Raw genomic sequence first — 18,450 nt, 5'->3', positions numbered from 1 at the left:
AATTTCTTCCGTTGCCTAAAGATACTCATAAAAAAATTGCGTTAGTTACCATCTCTTTGGCAGGTGGTGGCGCAGAGCGATCGCTGGGGATTTTATCGACTATGTTGTCTGGATTAGGGCACACGGTGCATATCGTCACCTTAAGAGAAGACATTGAAGTCCCATACACAGGAACACTTTTTAATTTAGGGAGTTATAAATTTACTGATGATTCTTTAACCGCTAGATGGGGTCATTTGAAGAGATTAAGAGCGTATTTAATCCAGCACAATTTTGATTTAATTATAGACAATAGATCTAGACCCTCTCTACTTAAAGAGATTTGCTATACGCAATACATCTATCGTAACCTTAAAGTCGCATTTATGGTGCGTAGCGCCCGTTTAGAAACCTATTTCCCTAAGCCCATATCTATAGCAAAGAGACTTTACAACAACTCCAATTTTATAGGAGTTTCAAAACGCATTTGTGATAAGATCACAGAGACTTATGGCTTCAGAAACACAAACCACATTTACAATGCTATTCCTCAATTTTCAGTAGCAGAAACTTCTAGTACATTGCCCAGTACCTATATTCTTGGTTATGGGAGACTCGTAGATGATGTTAAGAATTTTAGTTTGATGATTTCCGCTTTCGCGAAAGCGAACTTAAAAACACCTCTCGTAATAATGGGAGACGGTCAGGATAATGAAAAACTAGTTATCCTGGCCAAAAAACTAAACGTTAGCAATAAAATCTACTTTGTAGGTCATCAAAGACAACCGTCCTCCATCGTGAAAAATGCATTATTTACGCTCTTAACTAGTCATTATGAAGGTTTCCCAATGGTGCTTGTAGAGTCATTATCACTAGGAACTCCAGTGATAAGTGTAGATTGCGAGTCTGGACCTAATGAAATAGTACAACACGGTCATAATGGATTATTAGTTCCTAATTATGATATAGTGGCATTATCTAATGCTATACGTATGTTTGTTCTTGATGGCGAACTTTTAGCACATTGTAAATCAAATGCCAAAGACAGTGTAGCACACTTGTCACAAGAACAGATTAGTAATGACTGGAATACACTGATAAATTCCTTATGAAAAAAATTATAGAAATCCCTAGAATAACAGACCCGCGAGGCAACCTTGCGGTTATAGAAAATGGTGTGTTTCCACATGATATCAAGCGAGTTTATTATTTACACGATGTACCTAGTGGCGCCTATCGCGGCGGTCATGCACATAAAGAATGTGTAGAATTGCTCATTGCAGTAAGCGGTAGCTTTGAAGTGGTGCTCGATAATGGAACGACTAAAGAACGGGTTATGCTTAACAATCCGAGTGAAGGCTTGTTAATTGATGTGAGTATATGGCGAGAACTAGAAAATTTCTCATCTGGTTCTGTTTGTCTCGTACTCGCTTCTCATGAATATGATGAGCAAGATTACATCCGCGATTATAAAGATTTTATTGGCTAGAAAGCAGATAGATTAATCCCCGCTTGTGCTAATAGTTCTTGGGATTTAAACGCTATTTTCAAAACGCTCGGAGGTAAATTAATTAGAAACCGCTGTCTACTATTAAGACTATTTAGGTCAAGATTATCAAGATATACGGTCGCTCTTTGCGGCTCATTCCATAACCTAGCCCTCAGTATTAAGGAATATCTATTGAGATCTATAAATTTCTTTAAGCTCTCAAGCTCTTCTTCTTCATTAAGATAATTGAGATAATCAGGTCTATGTGTAACACTGCTTATACTTTTATAAAGACTTTGTGGCGCATAGATATAAGTTACAGCGGGCTTAGTACTGAAAGCTACTCGATATTTAATTCCTATTCTAATCCATAGATCTGTGTCTTGTCCGCTTTTTATGGACTCATCATAAGACCCAATATCATGAAAAACGGACTTATGTATCACTGCAGAACTACTCGTTAATAGCGAGTTTTTATAGCTACTCTCAAAGTAGTTTAGATCTAGAAAAGTGTCTTCATTTGGATTATCAAAACTATAGTTACTTGCTGTAGTTTTTCCTATATATTCTTTGAATACCGCTGTCGCGAAAACGTAATGATGAGGAAACATATGCATGAGACTTACAATCTCGGCTAGATAATAGTTTTCCCAAACATCATCTCCATCCAGAAGCGCAATAAAGGATCCTTTGGCAGATTTAATACCTATATTTCTAGCTGCACTAGCACCTACATTTTGAGGTAATTCGATATAATTTATGGCTGCTTGATCAATATTTTTGATGATGTTAGCACTATCATCAGTTGAACCATCATTAACTATAATAATCTCAAAATCTTGCACCGATTGGTTTAAGACACTTTCTACAGTCTTCTGTATAAAGTCCTCCTTATTATAAACCGATATGACTACCGAGAACTTAGGCATTTTCTTTAAGAGTTATATAATGATGTAGTCTGTACAAGTCAAAAAGCAATAGAGATGGCTTCTTGCTCATTAAGTTTTTTTCAATGTACTTGATACCTTTACCTATGGTAACCCTAAAAATAAGTACTCCTCTGTATTTTTTAAGAGTAAGGTAGCTTTTTTGTAAACGTGTGAAGTCTTGAGCCATTAGACCATTCTCTTCATAATAAATAAGAGTTTCTATCGCTTGTGAAGACTTTTTTAAAAACACATCGTTCTTTTCTAAACCTTGATGTATTACTGGGTTATCTATGTGTTGGACATCATACCCTTGTTTAAAAATTTGATAGGAGAATATATTATCAAGACCATACCTATTTGATTCAATTGTATTTAGCTTTAAAAAAATTTCCTTTTTTACAAGTATATTTTGAGAAATGATATAGTAAGGTTTTTTTAACCTTACTTTAGCTAATTGTGCTTCTCTTTGTAAACCGTATCTATGTCTTAGCGCGGAGTTATGGTTGCCATTTTTTAAATATGAAACTCCACCATGAATAATATCATGTGATAATTTGAGATGAGAAACATAATTTTCAATAAAATTTATTGAAGGTAGTGCAACATCTGCATCTAGAAATAGTAGCCAACTATATGTTGCATTATCGGCAAGTTTAGAACGGGTGGCAGTTCTACCTAAATTGGTAGCGTTTATTAGCCGTTTTACGTTAGTGTTTCCTAGAAGTTGTACGTTTTTTTCTGTTTGTAAATAAGATGCATCTTCACAGAAAATCAATTCAAAAGTAATCCTCGCACGATGTGCTTGCTCACAGATAGACTGGACAAGATCTGTGATATCAGTATTATATGTAGGGATAAGTATAGAAAGCATTAAAGTAATGTCAATATACGCTAAATAGAAGTTTTAGGCATTTTACTAGCCAAAATCTATATGAAGTCTCACTCATTAATTTATATGAGGAAGACTTCATTATCAATCAAACACCAATTTATTGATGAATTGGATAATATATATGCTCAGAAAAGATTTTAAACTGTTTTCTGTACAACCTCAAAAACCTTATTACCATCGCACTTCAGTGTTTTAGATGGGTATTTTAATAAGAGCGCATAATCGTGAGTTGCCATTAGTATAGTGTTCCCATTCTTATTAATCTCTTGAAGCACTTCCATGACTTCAACACTGGTTTGCGGGTCAAGATTTCCAGTAGGTTCATCTGCAAGGATAAGCTCGGGATCATTGAGTAAAGCGCGTGCAATAGCAATACGTTGTTGTTCTCCACCAGAAAGCTGATAAGGGAACTTAAATCCTTTGCTTTTCATCCCCACTTTATCAAGAACCGAATCTATTTTACTTGTCATAGCAGCCTTATCCTTCCATCCAGTTGCTTTTAAAACAAATTTTAAATTCTCGATAACGGTTCGGTCATTTAATAATTTAAAATCCTGAAAAACAACACCTAGCTTACGGCGTAAAAATGGGATATTCTTTTCCTTAAGTCCATTGAGATCAAACCCTACAATATTCCCTTTTCCCTCTGTGAGCGGTAAATCACCATAAAGCGTTTTCATGAAACTACTTTTTCCAGAACCCGTTTTACCTATAAGATACACAAAGTCACCTGGTTCAATGGTAACATTAACTTCAGATAAAATTAAATTTTCTCGCTGATATATAGCAGCGTGTGAGAGTTCAAGAACGGGTGTAGACATAAATTTTATTATTACACTCAAAGTAACGGAATTTCGATGAAAGTGTTTTAAAGCTACTTCAAAAGTTTTATAATAAGTTGTGCAATCTCGCTTTCGCGAAAACAACAAAAAAGCCCCCAGTAACACATACTGAGGGCTTCTGTAATCAATGTATGCTTTCCTTATCTCTTCAACGTAAAGTGTCCGTTTACGGTTCTTTGTGTTCCTTCCTCATCTACTTCTGTAAACTCTACGCGGAACCAGTAATCACTTGATGGCATAGGTTGTCCATTAAATGTACCGTCCCATCCAGCACCTACTGGGCTGATTTGTTTTAATAGTTTTCCGTATCTATCAAAGATGAAGATCTTTGCATTTAAGTTTGGTGCCACTCCCAGTCCTATAATATTCCATGTGTCGTGGAAACCATCTGCGTTTGGTGTAAAGAATCGTGGGTAGTCAATTATCCCTATCTCTACTTCTGAAATACTACAGTTACCACTCGCCAGTCTTCCAAAAACAGTGTGTGTTCCCGGTGTTACTCCTGTAAAAGTTGTACTGCTCTGGAAAGGTCCGTCATCTATCGCAAACTCATATATTGAAGCTGCATCTGCTCCAGTAATATTAATGACTTCTACTGTGTATAATCCGCTATTATTAAAAGAAGATTCTACAACGACCGCTTCAAAAACGGGAGCACTCTCTGCGCTATACACCGCTTCTGCTACATAGTCGCAGCTTGTACCATCTCCATAAGTAGCGGTAATCATCACTTGATACGTCCCTGCAGCATCGATGGTCACCTCAGGGTTTAAGGATACTAATGCACCATCACGTGTCCAAGCATAACTATAAGTAACCCCAATCTGCGGACTCTCCACCGTACCATCAATGGTAAATGGATTAAGCGCTTCGCCTGTAATCTCATCTACACAAATCTGTCCGCCTTCATTAGTTAAATTGGTGTATGGTAACGGTTGTACAAATATCTCAAAATCTACTACCGTGCTACTCTCACAGCCACTTGCAGTGTTTACCGCTCTAGCATAAATCACCTGCGGATTTATGGTGTTTTCAAAAGCACTAGGCGTAGCAATCGCATTTGTCATCGCCTGGGCATCTGCAAGGCTGGTGTAATAACTCACGGAAGTTGCGGCTACGTTTCCAGTGATGACAGCGTTTTGCTGAGTAAGATCAAAAGTTGCTGTGCTCTGCTCTGGCGCGATATTTACTCCAAAATCGTCTGCACATTGCACGATATTATCAGCTGGAAATACCTCTGGGCGTGACTCTACCGTAAAGATGATGCTGGTAAAATTCACGCATCCCGTGATCGCATTTTCTATACGCACAAATAATTCTTGATTATCTGCCACCGTGTATGGCGAGCTAAGGGCTGCTGCATTTGCTGCCGCTTGCACCTCTAGTTCATGGTAAGTGATAATAAAATCACTGGTTACCTGCGGCGCAGCAAGTAATCCAGCCAAATCTGCGAGGGTCGTAAGATCTACACTTCCCATCGAGTCATCACCATCAAATTCTTCACAGAAGGTATAATCTACCGGTCCAGCTTCAGCTAAGATCGGTAGCGGATTTACCACTACTTCAAAAGGAACGACTACAAAACATAGATTTCCGTCGCTATCCAAGTCGCTGTCTCCTGGCACATCACGTTCTACTCTTGCGTATAATGTTTGGTTGCCAGTCACGGTATTGATAAACGCAGTCACATCTGCAATGGCTAGCGTGGTGTCTTCTGGGTTCGCTTCCGCGAAAGCGAGTTCTGTATACACCGTTATATTCACCGGTTCTGCTCCCGCAATCTGCGCGATAGCAGGTGTTAAATCAAAGATTTCAAAACCATCTGTTGCCGAACCTGAATCTGCATCAATCACTCCGTCACCATCGGTATCAATATCTGTGGTCGTATCACACACTTCTAGCGCATCTGGATTGGTATTTGGCGTTGGCAGTGGTAATACTTCAATATTAAAGGTCGTTCCATCACTACACCCTGCTGGGCTTGATACTACTGCCTGGATGGTTTGAGGATTTAAAACATTTGTGTACGCCGAAGGATCTGTAATAGGAGTTCCTGCGTTTAATGCAGCAATACTTTCATAATACACTACCGTAAGCAGCGGATCACCACCAGTGAGACTGGCTTGGTTTACGCTTAAGTCAAATACGGTAAAAGTATCTGTATCATCATCACAAATCATCAGGTCTAGCTCATCACCATTCGGGTTTGCCGTAGGTGGTGTCTCTACCGATATCTCAAAAGAGCCAATGGCAGCACATATATTTGGAGAGCCGTCACTTACTTGCAAACGTATCCAGATAATCTCAAGAGGTGTTATCTGCGTTGCTGAATAAGCGGTTGGATTTACAATCGCATTGATTCCTAAATCGGCATCTGCTTGTGTATTATGGTAAGTAATAACAAGGGTTGCTGGATCTTGCGTTCCTATAATCGCAGCCTCATTTTGAGTAAGGTCAATAACCTCCATTAAATCATTATTATCATCACACGCTGCAAGAGTTGCTAGTGTTGCTGGAAGCTCAGGAATAGGAAATACAATAAGCTCAAACTCATAAATCTTCGTACAACTTGTGGCTGTGGTAGCATCCGTATCTTGTGCAACTACATACAGCGAAGTCATCCCTGAAATGTTATTATAAGGAACCGTAATATCTATCTGACCTGCTCCTGTATCTGCCGTTGCATTATCTAGTGTTTCATAAAAACGTAAGTCTATATCCGTTACTGTTGCTAGTAAGTCGTCATTATATTGCTGCAAGTCAAAAGCTCCAAAGCCATCATTATCTTCATCACAAGCAATTGCTGCTGGTAATGGCTCTCCAATGACTGGCAGCGGATTCACCTGAAGGTCTACCGTAGTTTGAGCACCACACATTCCTGCCTGATCACTTGTAACTAAAATAAAAATAGTCTGCGGACTCATGCCTGTATTTATATAGGCTGTTGGGGTCATTATCGCATTAGTTGCTCCAGCATCTAAGTCGGCTTGTGATTCATAATAGCTAACACTTAAAGTGGTGTCTCCTCCAGTGATTAAGCTATCAAGGCTCGTTAAATCAAAACTTGTAATCCCATCACTATCGGTGCCTACCAGTGCTCCTGCGCTATCACACTCTTCAAAAACACCAGGAGGTGTGATTGCTGGAATCATCGCTATGTTTAAATTGAAAGTACCAACGACCGTACATCCTGTAGTTGTATTTTCTAGACGCACCCAGATTGGCGTGGTTGGTGCACTTGCTAAATAGTTCAGCGGATCTGCAACTGGCATATCACTTGCGCTTCCTACCATCGCCTCTGCGCTAGCCAGCGTTTCATGATATGTGAGGGTAACATCAGCAGTGGTTTGTGTTCCTAGAACAATTGGATCATTTTGAGTAAGATCAAAAAGCGCTTGTCCATCTACATTATCATCGCAAGAAGTTAAATCTGGGATTACTGTAGGAAGTACAGGTGCTGGTTGTACGGTAAGTACTAGTTCGATGACACGGTAACACTGGGTTGCTGTTGCCGGGTCCGTATCGGTTGCTCGTACATATATTGTTCTAGATGCTGTTTCATAAGCCGCCGGTGTTGCTATCGATGGACTTCCCAGTTCCGCGGAAGCGAGTGTTTCGTGAAAAGTGAGTGACATAAAAGTCTCTCCATTAATAATATCTGTAGTTACTTGGCCTGTAAGATCAAATACTGCATCTCCATCATTATCTGTATCACCATCATTTGCCATGGTATCACATTCTTCTACCGCTGTAATCGTGGTAGGTGATGGTAATGGGTTTACTACTAGGGTGAGCGTGATAGTTTCAAAACAACTAGTTACAATATTCTCAACTCTAGCAAAGATGGTTTGGTTAGCCATTACCGTGTTTTGATATACATCAGGAAGTGCTGGCACACCTGCATCAGCATCGCCTTGGGTAAGGTGATAGCTCACTGCCCAGTCATCATTACCGCCAGTAATCTCATCATCACGGCTACGCAAATCAAAACTTGCAAACTCATCGGTATCACTACCGCTCTCTAGATCATCACAAAGCTCATACTCGGCAGGTTGCACTGGAGTAGGAAGCGGATTCACAATAAGGGAAAGGGTCGCTATATTACTACAAAAAGTAGCCGTGGTCGTTGGTTGCGCCGTATCTGTTACTACTGCAAAAACAGTCGCCGTGTTGCTGGTGTAAGCGGTAGAAGCTGCGATGGCAGGCGTTCCATTTTCCGCGGAAGCGAGAGAAGAAAACCACTCTACACTGTGGGTAGCAGGGTCTAAACTTCCTAAAATATTTACTACTTGGGTACTTAAATCAAAAATCTGTAGTCCGTCGCTATTATCATCACAAAGCGTAAAAGGAGTTGCATTTTCATTAGGCATCGGAGTATTAAGTACTCTCAGGGTAAGTGGTGTCGTGTCATAACAACCTATCGCATTAAATACACGAGCAAAAACTATTTGCTCAAAAGGATCGTTATTGATATACATTGCTGCGTCCAGTTCTTGACCTACAGGCGCATTATCTGCATCTGCCTGAGTGAGGTAATAAGCAACACTCAAACTAGGGTCTCCACCAGTGATTTCAGCATCTCTAGAAGAGAGTACAAAAAAGTCAAACACACCATCATTATCATCATCACAAGCCTCATAGTCGGCTGGAGTGACAGCCACAGGCACTGGGAAACTACGGATACTCATACTCGTCGTTGAAAAACAAGCTGTTGTATTATCAGTTACGCGGACTTCTACAATCTGAGGATTGCTTGTGGTGGTAAACATCGTGCTATCTGGAATACTTGCATCACCAGTAGCAGCGCCAGCAGCGTCCAAGTGATAGGTTACCGTGAGATTTGCATTAAAACCACTGGTAATTTCGGCATCTTTTTGAGAAAGATCAACCGTGGTAAATCCATCTGCTACACCGTCATCATCACACACTTGAAGTTCTAATGGCGTAATAGCCACAGGATTTTGATTCACAATAATCTCAAAATTCATTGCAGTATCAAAGGTCGTACACGTGCTGCTTATGCTTCTTAGACTATAGAAAATAGTCTGCGGGTTACTACTATTTGAAAAAGAAGTAGGATTTCCAATCGCCACAGGAGGTGTTGCCGAGTAAGCCGCTATGCTCTCATAAAATGTAACTTCTAGATCTGTATCTCCAGCAGTTATCTCTGCTGTATTCTGCGTTAAATCAAAAGAAGCTGCATTTGCTACAGCAGAACAGGTTTCAATATTACTGATTGTAGGTAGGAATGTTGGGTTGGGAGTGACTGTGAGTTGTATATGTATGCCTAGACCGCGACAGTCATTTGCAGTGTCACCATCTACGCGTACCCAAATATTTTGGTTACCATTATTATCAGTGAGATTTAGGTTATTAGTATAAGAATTTATGATACTATTAAGTGAATTAATTTCAGTCTCTGCTTCTTGCTGTGTTTCATAATAACTGACAGTAAGCATTTGCCCTACAGGAAAAAGCGCTAGAATTTGTGCCGTCGCGTCCGAAAAATCAAAAATTGCTTCACCATCATTGTCCGTGTCGCATTCAAAATATTCTAATAGAAACGTATCAGGTATCTCAGAGGTGTCAACCTCAAGATTAATTTGTCCCTGACGAATACAGCCATTTGAAGTAGTAACGGTTACAAATATAGACTCATTATTTACGGTTTGATTTGTATAGCTCGTAGGGAATGATATTGGATTATTACCAGAGTCAAAGTAAGTAAAGGTTTCATTTTGCCAATTAGGACTTAGAAGTGATTCAGCTTCGGTCAAGTTAAATAGAGCAAATCCGTCTGTGTCAGTATCACATTGACTAAGTAAGACTGGTGTCGTGATTACCGGAAGTGGCGCTACTACAATATCAAAAGTGGTCATAGCAAAACAAGAATCATTCTGATTATTTGAAACCCGTGCAGTTATACTTTGTCCGCCAGCATCTGTATTGTAAAATGTAGACGGCAAGGGATTTGAATTTGATGTTGCATCATTTAGGTTAGCGTGGTAGCTTACATTAAATACGGAGGGGTTTTGGCCGTCCAGAATTACTGAATTTAAAGTAAGAAAATCAAAATTTACAAAGCCATTGGTGTCACTTCCATCAATCGAATTATCACAGATAGTGTAATCTCCTGGATGTACAGCAGTAGCTTGAGGGATGATATTCACAGTAATATCTGTAAACTGAGCGCATAAGTTATTATCTGAATTATAGATTCTAGCCGTTATAGTATCTGTTCCATTTACACTAAAAGCCGTTGGATTAGCAATGATATTAACTTCGGCAGTAGCATCAGCATTAGTAGGGTAGTAGTCAATATTGAATACTGAAGCATCTTGGCTAACGAGTACTATAGAAGATAAATCTGTTAAGTCAATAATCTCAACTCCATCATCAGATAGGTCATCACAAATATTTTGAGTGGGAACAGCATTAGCCGTAGGTTGAGCATCTACAAATAGAGGTATTGCGATTGTGTCAAAACACGAGTTACTAAAGTTATTTTCAATTCTTGCATATACTGTTGTACTAGAAGTCTCAAAAGCTGAAGGATTAGAAAAAGATAATACGTTATCTATAGCTTGCTGTTCAGTTGTGTGCCAAGTGATGCTAAAGCTTGTTTCGTTTTGTGTGCCTAGAATAGTTGTTTCAGTAAGAGTCTCTAAATCAAATATTGCAATTCCATCATTTGTAATATCATCACAAATTCTTATTGTAGGTACAAGATTTGCAACAGCTTCGTCACTTATGGTGACTGTAAAGCTAAATTCTTCTGGGCATAAATCTGGATCTCCAAAATTCTCATCATAAACAAAAATGGTCGTAGTAGTTGTTATAGGTACAGTCCAATCTATAACTGTTGTTGTCATATCTGATTGTAGTCCGCTAAAGTATTGAGGTGCGTTGAGAAAATTTCCCGAAAGGGTAGAAGGGTCAGTAAGAATGTATGACTCGCAAGCATCAATATCATCTATAGGGTCTAATGATGGATTATCAATAAGAGTAATTGTAATATCAATATCTATTGGGTCGCAATCTCCAATAGCACTGTAATTATAAATAAGGGAAGGATTTGAAACAGGATCTGTTATTGGATCAAAAATATTTGTACTACTATCTAATGGAGGTGTCCATACTCCGCCAGGTGGTGGGTTACCATTGAAACGTTCAAGTAAATCAATAGGTCCTGCTTGAGTACAAATATCAGTAGTAGTATCTTCTGGGGTTACTGAGAATCCTGAATAATATCCAGCAAATCCTGCAGATTGAAATCCGCCAAACAAACCTGCTGCAATAGGACCATCTGCAATAATTTGTGCATCTCCATTGAGACCACTTACGTAATATGTTTCCCAGTCTGGCGTTCCGGGATTAGCTAGCGCGGTAGAGATGTCTAGTGTATTACCATTTACAGTGACTGTATTTCCTACTCTAGAAGTAATTAAAATGTCTCCTGTAAAGTTTTCAAAATTACCAGGATATATTTCCCGCACAGCTGGAATTAAATCAACAGTGTTTTGAAAAAAACAACTTAAAGGTGGGATGAAATTCATTCCTGGCGTCGCACTAGGAAAATTATTACCGTTTCCAGCAAGAGGATCATCATTAGTACCTGATCTCCCTGCTAGCATCTGGTAAACATAAATTGTCTTACTGGGATCATTTGTTGTAACATACATATTTCTATGCTGCACATTTGTATCAGGAAGGTAATAACTAGGGTTATCTAAATAAATAAAGTCTCCGGCATTAGCTATAGTCCCTACAAGATTCCCATTTACATAAATATCAGTATTGTCTTGATTTGCTATTATTAATGGAACTTCAGAACTATCATTACCACCTCCTCGTATAAGCATGTATTCAAAACCTGTAGAACTTTCATCCACAATTTGATCAATTAACATATCTGAAAACAGATTTGCATATTGACCTTGATAGAAATTTCCATTTAAGTTTCCAGAGTTTACTATAATAGGCTTATCAGATTCTAATAGCGCACCTATAAAACCTTCACTATTTGCTATCGTTCCACTATAGCCAGATACTACAAAAGTCTCTCCTGCATTAAGAACAGTAGAAGGATTTAAACCATTTTCAAAAATCATATTGGCAGTATCATAATCTGAGAAGGAGATGGTCGTATTATCTTCAGTAGCCATTACACTAGTAAAAAAACTATGAGAACCATTTGTTTCGAGTAGACGTGCACTTCCTAATCTAAAACGTTGCCCTAGTGCATCTTCTCCTTTGGCTGTCAAATACCCAGCGTGATTTGTCACAAAGGTTCTAAGACTCGAATATATCAGATCATCTGCTTCTATGATGATCCCCTTTCCTTGTATAGCGGTGTTGAGTTCGGTATTATCAACGAGTATCGGAGAATTGTTAAATACATTTATTTCGTAAAAAGCTGTAGCTCCACTCCATATTTGATGGGTTGATAGAAGTGTCCCATCACCACTAGATATGGTTACGTTAATTGGAGTAGTTGCATCACCATTTGGAGTAGATAAATAGATGGTTGCATTAGAAACACCCACCCGAGAATGTAGAGGTGGTATATAATGAGTACTGCCTAGTTGAGCACTAAGTGATATAAAAGAAAATAGAAATAATACAAGTAACGCGTAATTTTTAATCTGCATAGCCTTCAGTTGGATGCTGTGAAGCCTTTAAAAATAATGATATAATTTGCTAAGTGACTCTTTACAAGACTTTAAATTATGATTAATGATGTATAGTTTTATTGTACGCTTTCGCGAAAACGGGATTACTCAGTATTATTAGTGAATTTTATAGAAGTTTTTTAAAACAAAAAGTCCTGCTCAAAGAGCAGGACTTTTTAATAAGTGAGATGTATTATTAAATGAGGCTCGCGCCTTACTTTACTTTATTGATTACTGCTTCAAACGCTTCTGGGTGGTTCATAGCAAGATCTGCAAGCACCTTACGGTTAAGCTCGATTCCATTTGCTTTTACTTTCCCCATAAACTGAGAATAAGACATACCGTGCATACGAGCACCCGCATTAATACGAGTAATCCATAATGAACGAAAGTTTCTTTTATTCTGACGACGGTCTCTATATGCATAAGACATTGCTTTGTCTACTGCATTTTTTGCTACTGTCCAAACGTTTTTACGTCTTCCAAAGTAACCTTTGGCTTGCTTCATCACCTTTTTTCTACGGGCTCTTTTAGCAACTGAATTTACTGATCTAGGCATAATTTAATGTGTTTTTGTAGCAGGCGGTACACGCTGTATACTCTTTTGTTCTCTCTCTTAAGCGGAGAGAAGGCCATACTCCAGGGTTTAAAAATATTTGTTTTAACCGGTTAAACGGATTACTTAAGATTAAGCATCAATTTAACATTACTCGTATCTGCATCGTGCACAAGGCCATCATGCGTTAACGCAAGCTTACGCTTTTTAGATTTTTTAGTCAAAATGTGACTCTTAAAAGCGTGCTTTCTTTTGATTTTACCAGTTCCGGTAAGCTTGAAACGCTTCTTAGCACTGGATTTTGTTTTCATTTTAGGCATCTGTTCCTATTTTTTAAATTATCTCACTTATTTTCTTACTAAACCCTCCTGACTCAAAAGAGTAGGAGGGTTTTATGTCTAGCTGCTATAGACTAACAACTTATGCTTGCGGGCAAGCTTATTTTTTCTTAGGAGCGATGAACATTGTCATACGCTTTCCTTCTAGTCTCGGGAGTTGTTCTACTTTTCCTAGTTCTTCTAGCTCTTGCGCTAGCCTTAGAAGTAGTATTTCTCCTTGATCCTTATAGATGATAGAACGACCTTTAAAGAATACATAAGCTTTAAGTTTAGCTCCTTCTTTAAGGAACTTTTCAGCATGCTTCTTTTTAAATTCGTAATCGTGATCGTCTGTCTGCGGACCAAAACGTATTTCTTTGATAATCACTTTTGAGGCTTTTGCCTTCATTACCTTCTCACGCTTCTTTTGCTCATATACAAACTTTTTATAGTCTATAATTTTACAAACTGGCGGTGCGGCATTAGGTGATATCTCTACAAGATCTAGCTCTAATTCTGCGGCTAGTGCTTGTGCTTTTTGGATAGGGTAAATCCCTACTTCCACGTTCTCTCCCACGAGTCGTACTTCTTTGGCACGAATCTTTTGGTTGATTTTGTGTTGGTCTTCCTTAATGATCCTAGCAGGACCTCTCGATCTTTTTCTACGTATTGCTATGGCGTTTCTATTTTAAATTAAACTTCAAATGTTTTTATTGTGGATGCTATCTCGGCATTTACCATTTTCGCGAAAGCGTCCATAGTCATACTACCTAAATCCTCACCACCATGTCTTCTTACAGATATTGTGCCATCATTCTCTTCTTGCTCTCCTATGATAATCATAAACGGAAGTTTTTGCATCTCTGCTTCCCGTATTTTCTTACCCATAGTCTCACTGCGGTTATCTATAAGAGCGCGAATTTCGTGATTTTCAAGCAAAGTTAAAACATTCTGAGCATATTTCTCGTATTTCTCACTCAATGTCAAAATAGTAGCTTGCTGTGGCATTAACCAAAGTGGGAAGTTTCCTCCCGTGTGCTCTAGTAAAATTGCGATAAAACGTTCCATACTTCCAAAGGGTGCACGATGTATCATCACAGGGCGATGCATCTCATTATCACTGCCTTTGTACTGTAATTCAAAACGTTCTGGCAAGTTGTAATCCACTTGTATGGTACCTAGTTGCCAGCTACGACCAAGAGCATCCTTAACCATAAAGTCAAGTTTTGGTCCGTAAAAAGCTGCTTCACCAGTTTCAACAACGTAGTTGAGTCCTTTAGCTTTGGCAGCATTAAGGATAGCGTTTTCTGCTTTCACCCAGTTTTCATCTGCTCCTATATATTTTTCTGGCTTTTCTGGATCACGTAGAGAAACTTGCGCTGTAAAGTTTTCAAAACCTAGAGATCCAAAAACATAAAGCACTAAGTCTATTACTTTCATAAACTCTTCATCCAGTTGATCTGGTGTACAGAATATATGCGCGTCATCTTGAGTAAAACCACGTACACGTGTTAGTCCGTGAAGTTCGCCAGATTGCTCATAGCGGTATACAGTCCCAAATTCTGCAAAACGTTTAGGTAGCTCCTTGTAACTCCAAGGGCGGCTATTATAAATCTCACAGTGATGAGGGCAGTTCATAGGTTTAAGTAAGAACTCTTCTCCTTCATTAGGTGTAAGTATAGGTTGGAAGCTATCTGCACCGTATTTTTCATAGTGACCAGATGTTTCATAAAGTTCCTTTTGTCCTATATGTGGAGACACCACCATCTCATAGCCTTGCTTTTTCTGTGCTGCTTTGAGAAAGTTTTCAAGACGCTCACGTAGTGCAGCTCCTTTAGGTAACCATAATGGCAGACCTTGACCCACGCGTTGAGAAAAAGTAAAAAGTTCAAGCTCTTTACCTAATTTTCTGTGATCGCGTTTTTTTGCTTCTTCTATTAATTCTAAGTATTCCTTAAGGTCTTTTTGTTTTGGGAACGATGTTCCATAAACACGAGTAAGTTGTGGTTTGTTCTCATCACCTCTCCAGTAAGCTCCGGCAACACTCATTATTTTTACAGCCTTGATGATTCCTGTATTCGGAATGTGGCCACCACGGCATAAATCTGTAAAGTCATCATGATCACAAAATGTGATTGTTCCATCTTCTAGATTCTCTATAAGTTCTACCTTAAACTCGTTTCCTTCTGCTTTGTATTTATCTAAAGCCTCTTGCTTAGTTACAGAGCGTAGGCTAAAGTCATGCTTACCTCTAGCGATTTCAAGCATTTTGTCTTCTATAGACTTAAAATCTTTGTCAGATATGGTTTGGTCACCCAGGTCAACATCATAATAGAAGCCATTTTCGATAGCTGGTCCTATAGTAAGTTTTGCTCCAGGGTATAATTGTAAAATTGCTTGAGCTAGTACGTGAGAAGAAGAGTGGCGAAAAGCTGTCTTTCCTTCATCATCATTCCAGGTAAAAAGTGTGATCGAACCATCTTCGGTAAGTGGGGTAGAGGTTTCAACCGTTTGCCCGTTAAATTTTGCCGAAATTACATTACGCGCCAGTCCTTCACTGATGCTCTTTGCGACGTCCATGGGAGTAGCTCCGTTGTCCATCTGTTTTACATTGCCATCTGGCAAAGTGATATTGATCATAGTTCGATTGTTTAAAGGTGCAAAGATAGTATCTTCAATGAAGGTTCACAATATATATTACATTCTGTTTGACTATATAATAAGGAGAAAGATTGTAGCGCTTTCGCGAAAATTTTAAATACAATAACTACTTTGTTTTCATTTAATTAGGATTTTTTGGATGCTTTTAGAGGAGCTATTTTGAGATAATTTTAAATATTTTGATATTTATTCTTGTCAGATTAGAACTTCGGTGTATCTTTGCCACCCGCTTAACAGCAAGCGGTTGTTCTTTTAAATGTCTTCAAAAAGTTAGTTTTTATATCTTCAAATTATTTTCAAAAGATAGTTTGTGATTAGGAAAAAGGTTGTAGTTTTGCAGCCGCTAACAAATGGGGGTTATTTGGGAGTTATGTTCATTGCGACTGTTGCTTGGTTTTAGAGGTTGAAAATTAAATTTTCAATTATTTTTAAGATTAAGTTGTGAGTTTAAAAAACAGTTGTATATTTGCACCCGCTTAGAGAAACAGTAACATATCTAGCGAAGTTCAGAAGTAATTTATTGAGATGTTTTGGAAGATTAGTTATTCTAATTTAGGGTTCGAATCCTTAGCATTTACAAGAGTTTTCTACTATTAATAGTAGTAGAGAAAGTTCATTGATTTATTGAATTGACAGCGCGTATTAATACCTTCGGGTATTATTACAAAGAATTTGAAAACTAGAAGTTTATTATTGACCAGATATTTCGAGTCGTGAGGAGTTAAATTTATTTACAATACACGATGAAGAGTTTGATCCTGGCTCAGGATGAACGCTAGCGGCAGGCTTAACACATGCAAGTCGAGGGGTAACAGAGGTAGCTTGCTACTTGCTGACGACCGGCGCACGGGTGCGTAACGCGTATAGAATCTACCTTATACTGGGGGATAGCCTTTGGAAACGAAGATTAATACCCCATAGTATGTTTGAATGGCATCATTTTTACATTAAAGTTTCGGCGGTATAAGATGACTATGCGTTCTATTAGTTTGTTGGTAAGGTAACGGCTTACCAAGACTACGATAGATAGGGGTCCTGAGAGGGAGATCCCCCACACTGGTACTGAGACACGGACCAGACTCCTACGGGAGGCAGCAGTGAGGAATATTGGACAATGGAGGCAACTCTGATCCAGCCATGCCGCGTGTAGGAAGACTGCCCTATGGGTTGTAAACTACTTTTATATGGGAAGAATAAGGTCTACGTGTAGACTGATGACGGTACCATAAGAATAAGCACCGGCTAACTCCGTGCCAGCAGCCGCGGTAATACGGAGGGTGCAAGCGTTATCCGGAATCATTGGGTTTAAAGGGTCCGTAGGCGGGCATATAAGTCAGTGGTGAAAGTCTGTGGCTCAACCATAGAATTGCCATTGATACTGTATGTCTTGAATTATTGTGAAGTGGTTAGAATATGTAGTGTAGCGGTGAAATGCTTAGAGATTACATAGAATACCGATTGCGAAGGCAGATCACTAACAATATATTGACGCTGATGGACGAAAGCGTAGGTAGCGAACAGGATTAGATACCCTGGTAGTCTACGCCGTAAACGATGGATACTAGTTGTTTGGTCTTCGGACTGAGTGACTAAGCGAAAGTGATAAGTATCCCACCTGGGGAGTACGTTCGCAAGAATGAAACTCAAAGGAATTGACGGGGGCCCGCACAAGCGGTGGAGCATGTGGTTTAATTCGATGATACGCGAGGAACCTTACCAGGGCTTAAATGTAGATTGACAGGACTAGAGATAGTTTTTTCTTCGGACAATTTACAAGGTGCTGCATGGTTGTCGTCAGCTCGTGCCGTGAGGTGTCAGGTTAAGTCCTATAACGAGCGCAACCCCTGTGGTTAGTTGCCAGCGAGTAATGTCGGGAACTCTAGCCAGACTGCCGGTGCAAACCGTGAGGAAGGTGGGGATGACGTCAAATCATCACGGCCCTTACGTCCTGGGCCACACACGTGCTACAATGGTAGGGACAGAGAGCAGCCACTTAGCGATAAGGAGCGAATCTATAAACCCTATCTCAGTTCGGATTGGAGTCTGCAACTCGACTCCATGAAGCTGGAATCGCTAGTAATCGGATATCAGCCATGATCCGGTGAATACGTTC

General features: G+C 39.2%; 10 protein-coding genes and 1 rRNA gene (1 of these 11 cut by a window edge). 3 read left to right on the top strand and 8 right to left on the bottom strand.

The features are described from left to right. Positions 1 to 11 precede the first annotated feature (11 nt). Both DCS32_RS01255 and DCS32_RS01250 read left to right on the top strand, forming a co-directional pair. Positions 12 to 1,091, top strand: a complete 1,080-nt coding sequence (locus DCS32_RS01255; RefSeq protein WP_162533568.1) for a glycosyltransferase — start codon at positions 12 to 14, stop codon at positions 1,089 to 1,091. Further along, positions 1,088 to 1,468 (top strand): sugar 3,4-ketoisomerase, encoded by a 381-nt coding sequence (locus DCS32_RS01250; protein WP_108876635.1) that lies wholly within the window; start codon positions 1,088 to 1,090, stop codon positions 1,466 to 1,468. The genes DCS32_RS01255 and DCS32_RS01250 overlap by 4 nt, the downstream gene beginning before the upstream one ends. Here DCS32_RS01250 and DCS32_RS01245 read toward each other — a convergent pair. From DCS32_RS01245 to thrS, 8 genes are all read right to left on the bottom strand, one after another. Then, positions 1,465 to 2,397 (bottom strand): glycosyltransferase family 2 protein, encoded by a 933-nt coding sequence (locus DCS32_RS01245; RefSeq protein WP_108876634.1) that lies wholly within the window; start codon positions 2,395 to 2,397, stop codon positions 1,465 to 1,467. The genes DCS32_RS01250 and DCS32_RS01245 overlap by 4 nt on opposite strands. Further along, entirely contained in the window at positions 2,390 to 3,268 is an 879-nt protein-coding gene (locus DCS32_RS01240; protein WP_108876633.1) for a glycosyltransferase family 2 protein, read from the bottom strand. The genes DCS32_RS01245 and DCS32_RS01240 overlap by 8 nt, the downstream gene beginning before the upstream one ends. A gap of 158 nt (positions 3,269 to 3,426) precedes the next feature. Then, positions 3,427 to 4,110, bottom strand: a complete 684-nt coding sequence (locus DCS32_RS01235; RefSeq protein WP_108876632.1) for a cell division ATP-binding protein FtsE — start codon at positions 4,108 to 4,110, stop codon at positions 3,427 to 3,429. Between the two features lie 161 nt (positions 4,111 to 4,271). Further along, positions 4,272 to 12,782 carry a T9SS type B sorting domain-containing protein gene (locus tag DCS32_RS01230; protein WP_108876631.1) on the bottom strand — a complete coding sequence of 2,837 codons (8,511 nt, stop codon included), beginning with the start codon at positions 12,780 to 12,782 and terminating at the stop codon, positions 4,272 to 4,274. 235 nt (positions 12,783 to 13,017) lie between these two features. Next, positions 13,018 to 13,362, bottom strand: a complete 345-nt coding sequence (gene rplT, locus DCS32_RS01225; RefSeq protein ID WP_013751599.1) for a 50S ribosomal protein L20 — start codon at positions 13,360 to 13,362, stop codon at positions 13,018 to 13,020. Positions 13,363 to 13,481: 119 nt separating this feature from the next. Beyond that, the gene (rpmI, locus tag DCS32_RS01220) at positions 13,482 to 13,679 is read right to left on the bottom strand and encodes a 50S ribosomal protein L35 (RefSeq protein WP_013751600.1); all 198 of its coding nucleotides are present in this window, start codon (positions 13,677 to 13,679) and stop codon (positions 13,482 to 13,484) included. A gap of 118 nt (positions 13,680 to 13,797) precedes the next feature. Beyond that, a complete protein-coding gene (gene infC / locus DCS32_RS01215; RefSeq protein ID WP_108876630.1) occupies positions 13,798 to 14,289 on the bottom strand; it encodes a translation initiation factor IF-3 in 492 nt (163 codons plus the stop codon). Between the two features lie 80 nt (positions 14,290 to 14,369). After that, positions 14,370 to 16,316, bottom strand: coding sequence for a threonine--tRNA ligase (thrS, locus tag DCS32_RS01210; RefSeq protein ID WP_108876629.1), 1,947 nt, complete (start codon positions 16,314 to 16,316; stop codon positions 14,370 to 14,372). A gap of 761 nt (positions 16,317 to 17,077) precedes the next feature. Between thrS and DCS32_RS01205 the strand changes: the two genes are divergently transcribed. Next, positions 17,078 to 18,450, top strand: a 16S ribosomal RNA gene (locus DCS32_RS01205); it runs 151 nt beyond the window's last position.

Origin of the sequence: Dokdonia sp. Dokd-P16, from assembly GCF_003095655.1 — a bacterium.
Lineage (GTDB): Bacteria > Bacteroidota > Bacteroidia > Flavobacteriales > Flavobacteriaceae > Dokdonia.
This window is presented reverse-complemented; position numbering and strand designations above follow the sequence as displayed.

Bases quoted from the DNA above. Each gene is read 5' to 3' on its own strand.
- DCS32_RS01250 (WP_108876635.1), top strand. From the start codon at position 1,088: ATGAAAAAAATTATAGAAATCCCTAGAATAACAGACCCGCGAGGCAAC.
- DCS32_RS01245 (WP_108876634.1), bottom strand. From the start codon at position 2,397: ATGCCTAAGTTCTCGGTAGTCATATCGGTTTATAATAAGGAGGACTTT.
- DCS32_RS01240 (WP_108876633.1), bottom strand. From the start codon at position 3,268: ATGCTTTCTATACTTATCCCTACATATAATACTGATATCACAGATCTT.
- DCS32_RS01235 (WP_108876632.1), bottom strand. From the start codon at position 4,110: ATGTCTACACCCGTTCTTGAACTCTCACACGCTGCTATATATCAGCGA.
- DCS32_RS01230 (WP_108876631.1), bottom strand. From the start codon at position 12,782: ATGCAGATTAAAAATTACGCGTTACTTGTATTATTTCTATTTTCTTTT.
- rplT (WP_013751599.1), bottom strand. From the start codon at position 13,362: ATGCCTAGATCAGTAAATTCAGTTGCTAAAAGAGCCCGTAGAAAAAAG.
- rpmI (WP_013751600.1), bottom strand. From the start codon at position 13,679: ATGCCTAAAATGAAAACAAAATCCAGTGCTAAGAAGCGTTTCAAGCTT.
- thrS (WP_108876629.1), bottom strand. From the start codon at position 16,316: ATGATCAATATCACTTTGCCAGATGGCAATGTAAAACAGATGGACAAC.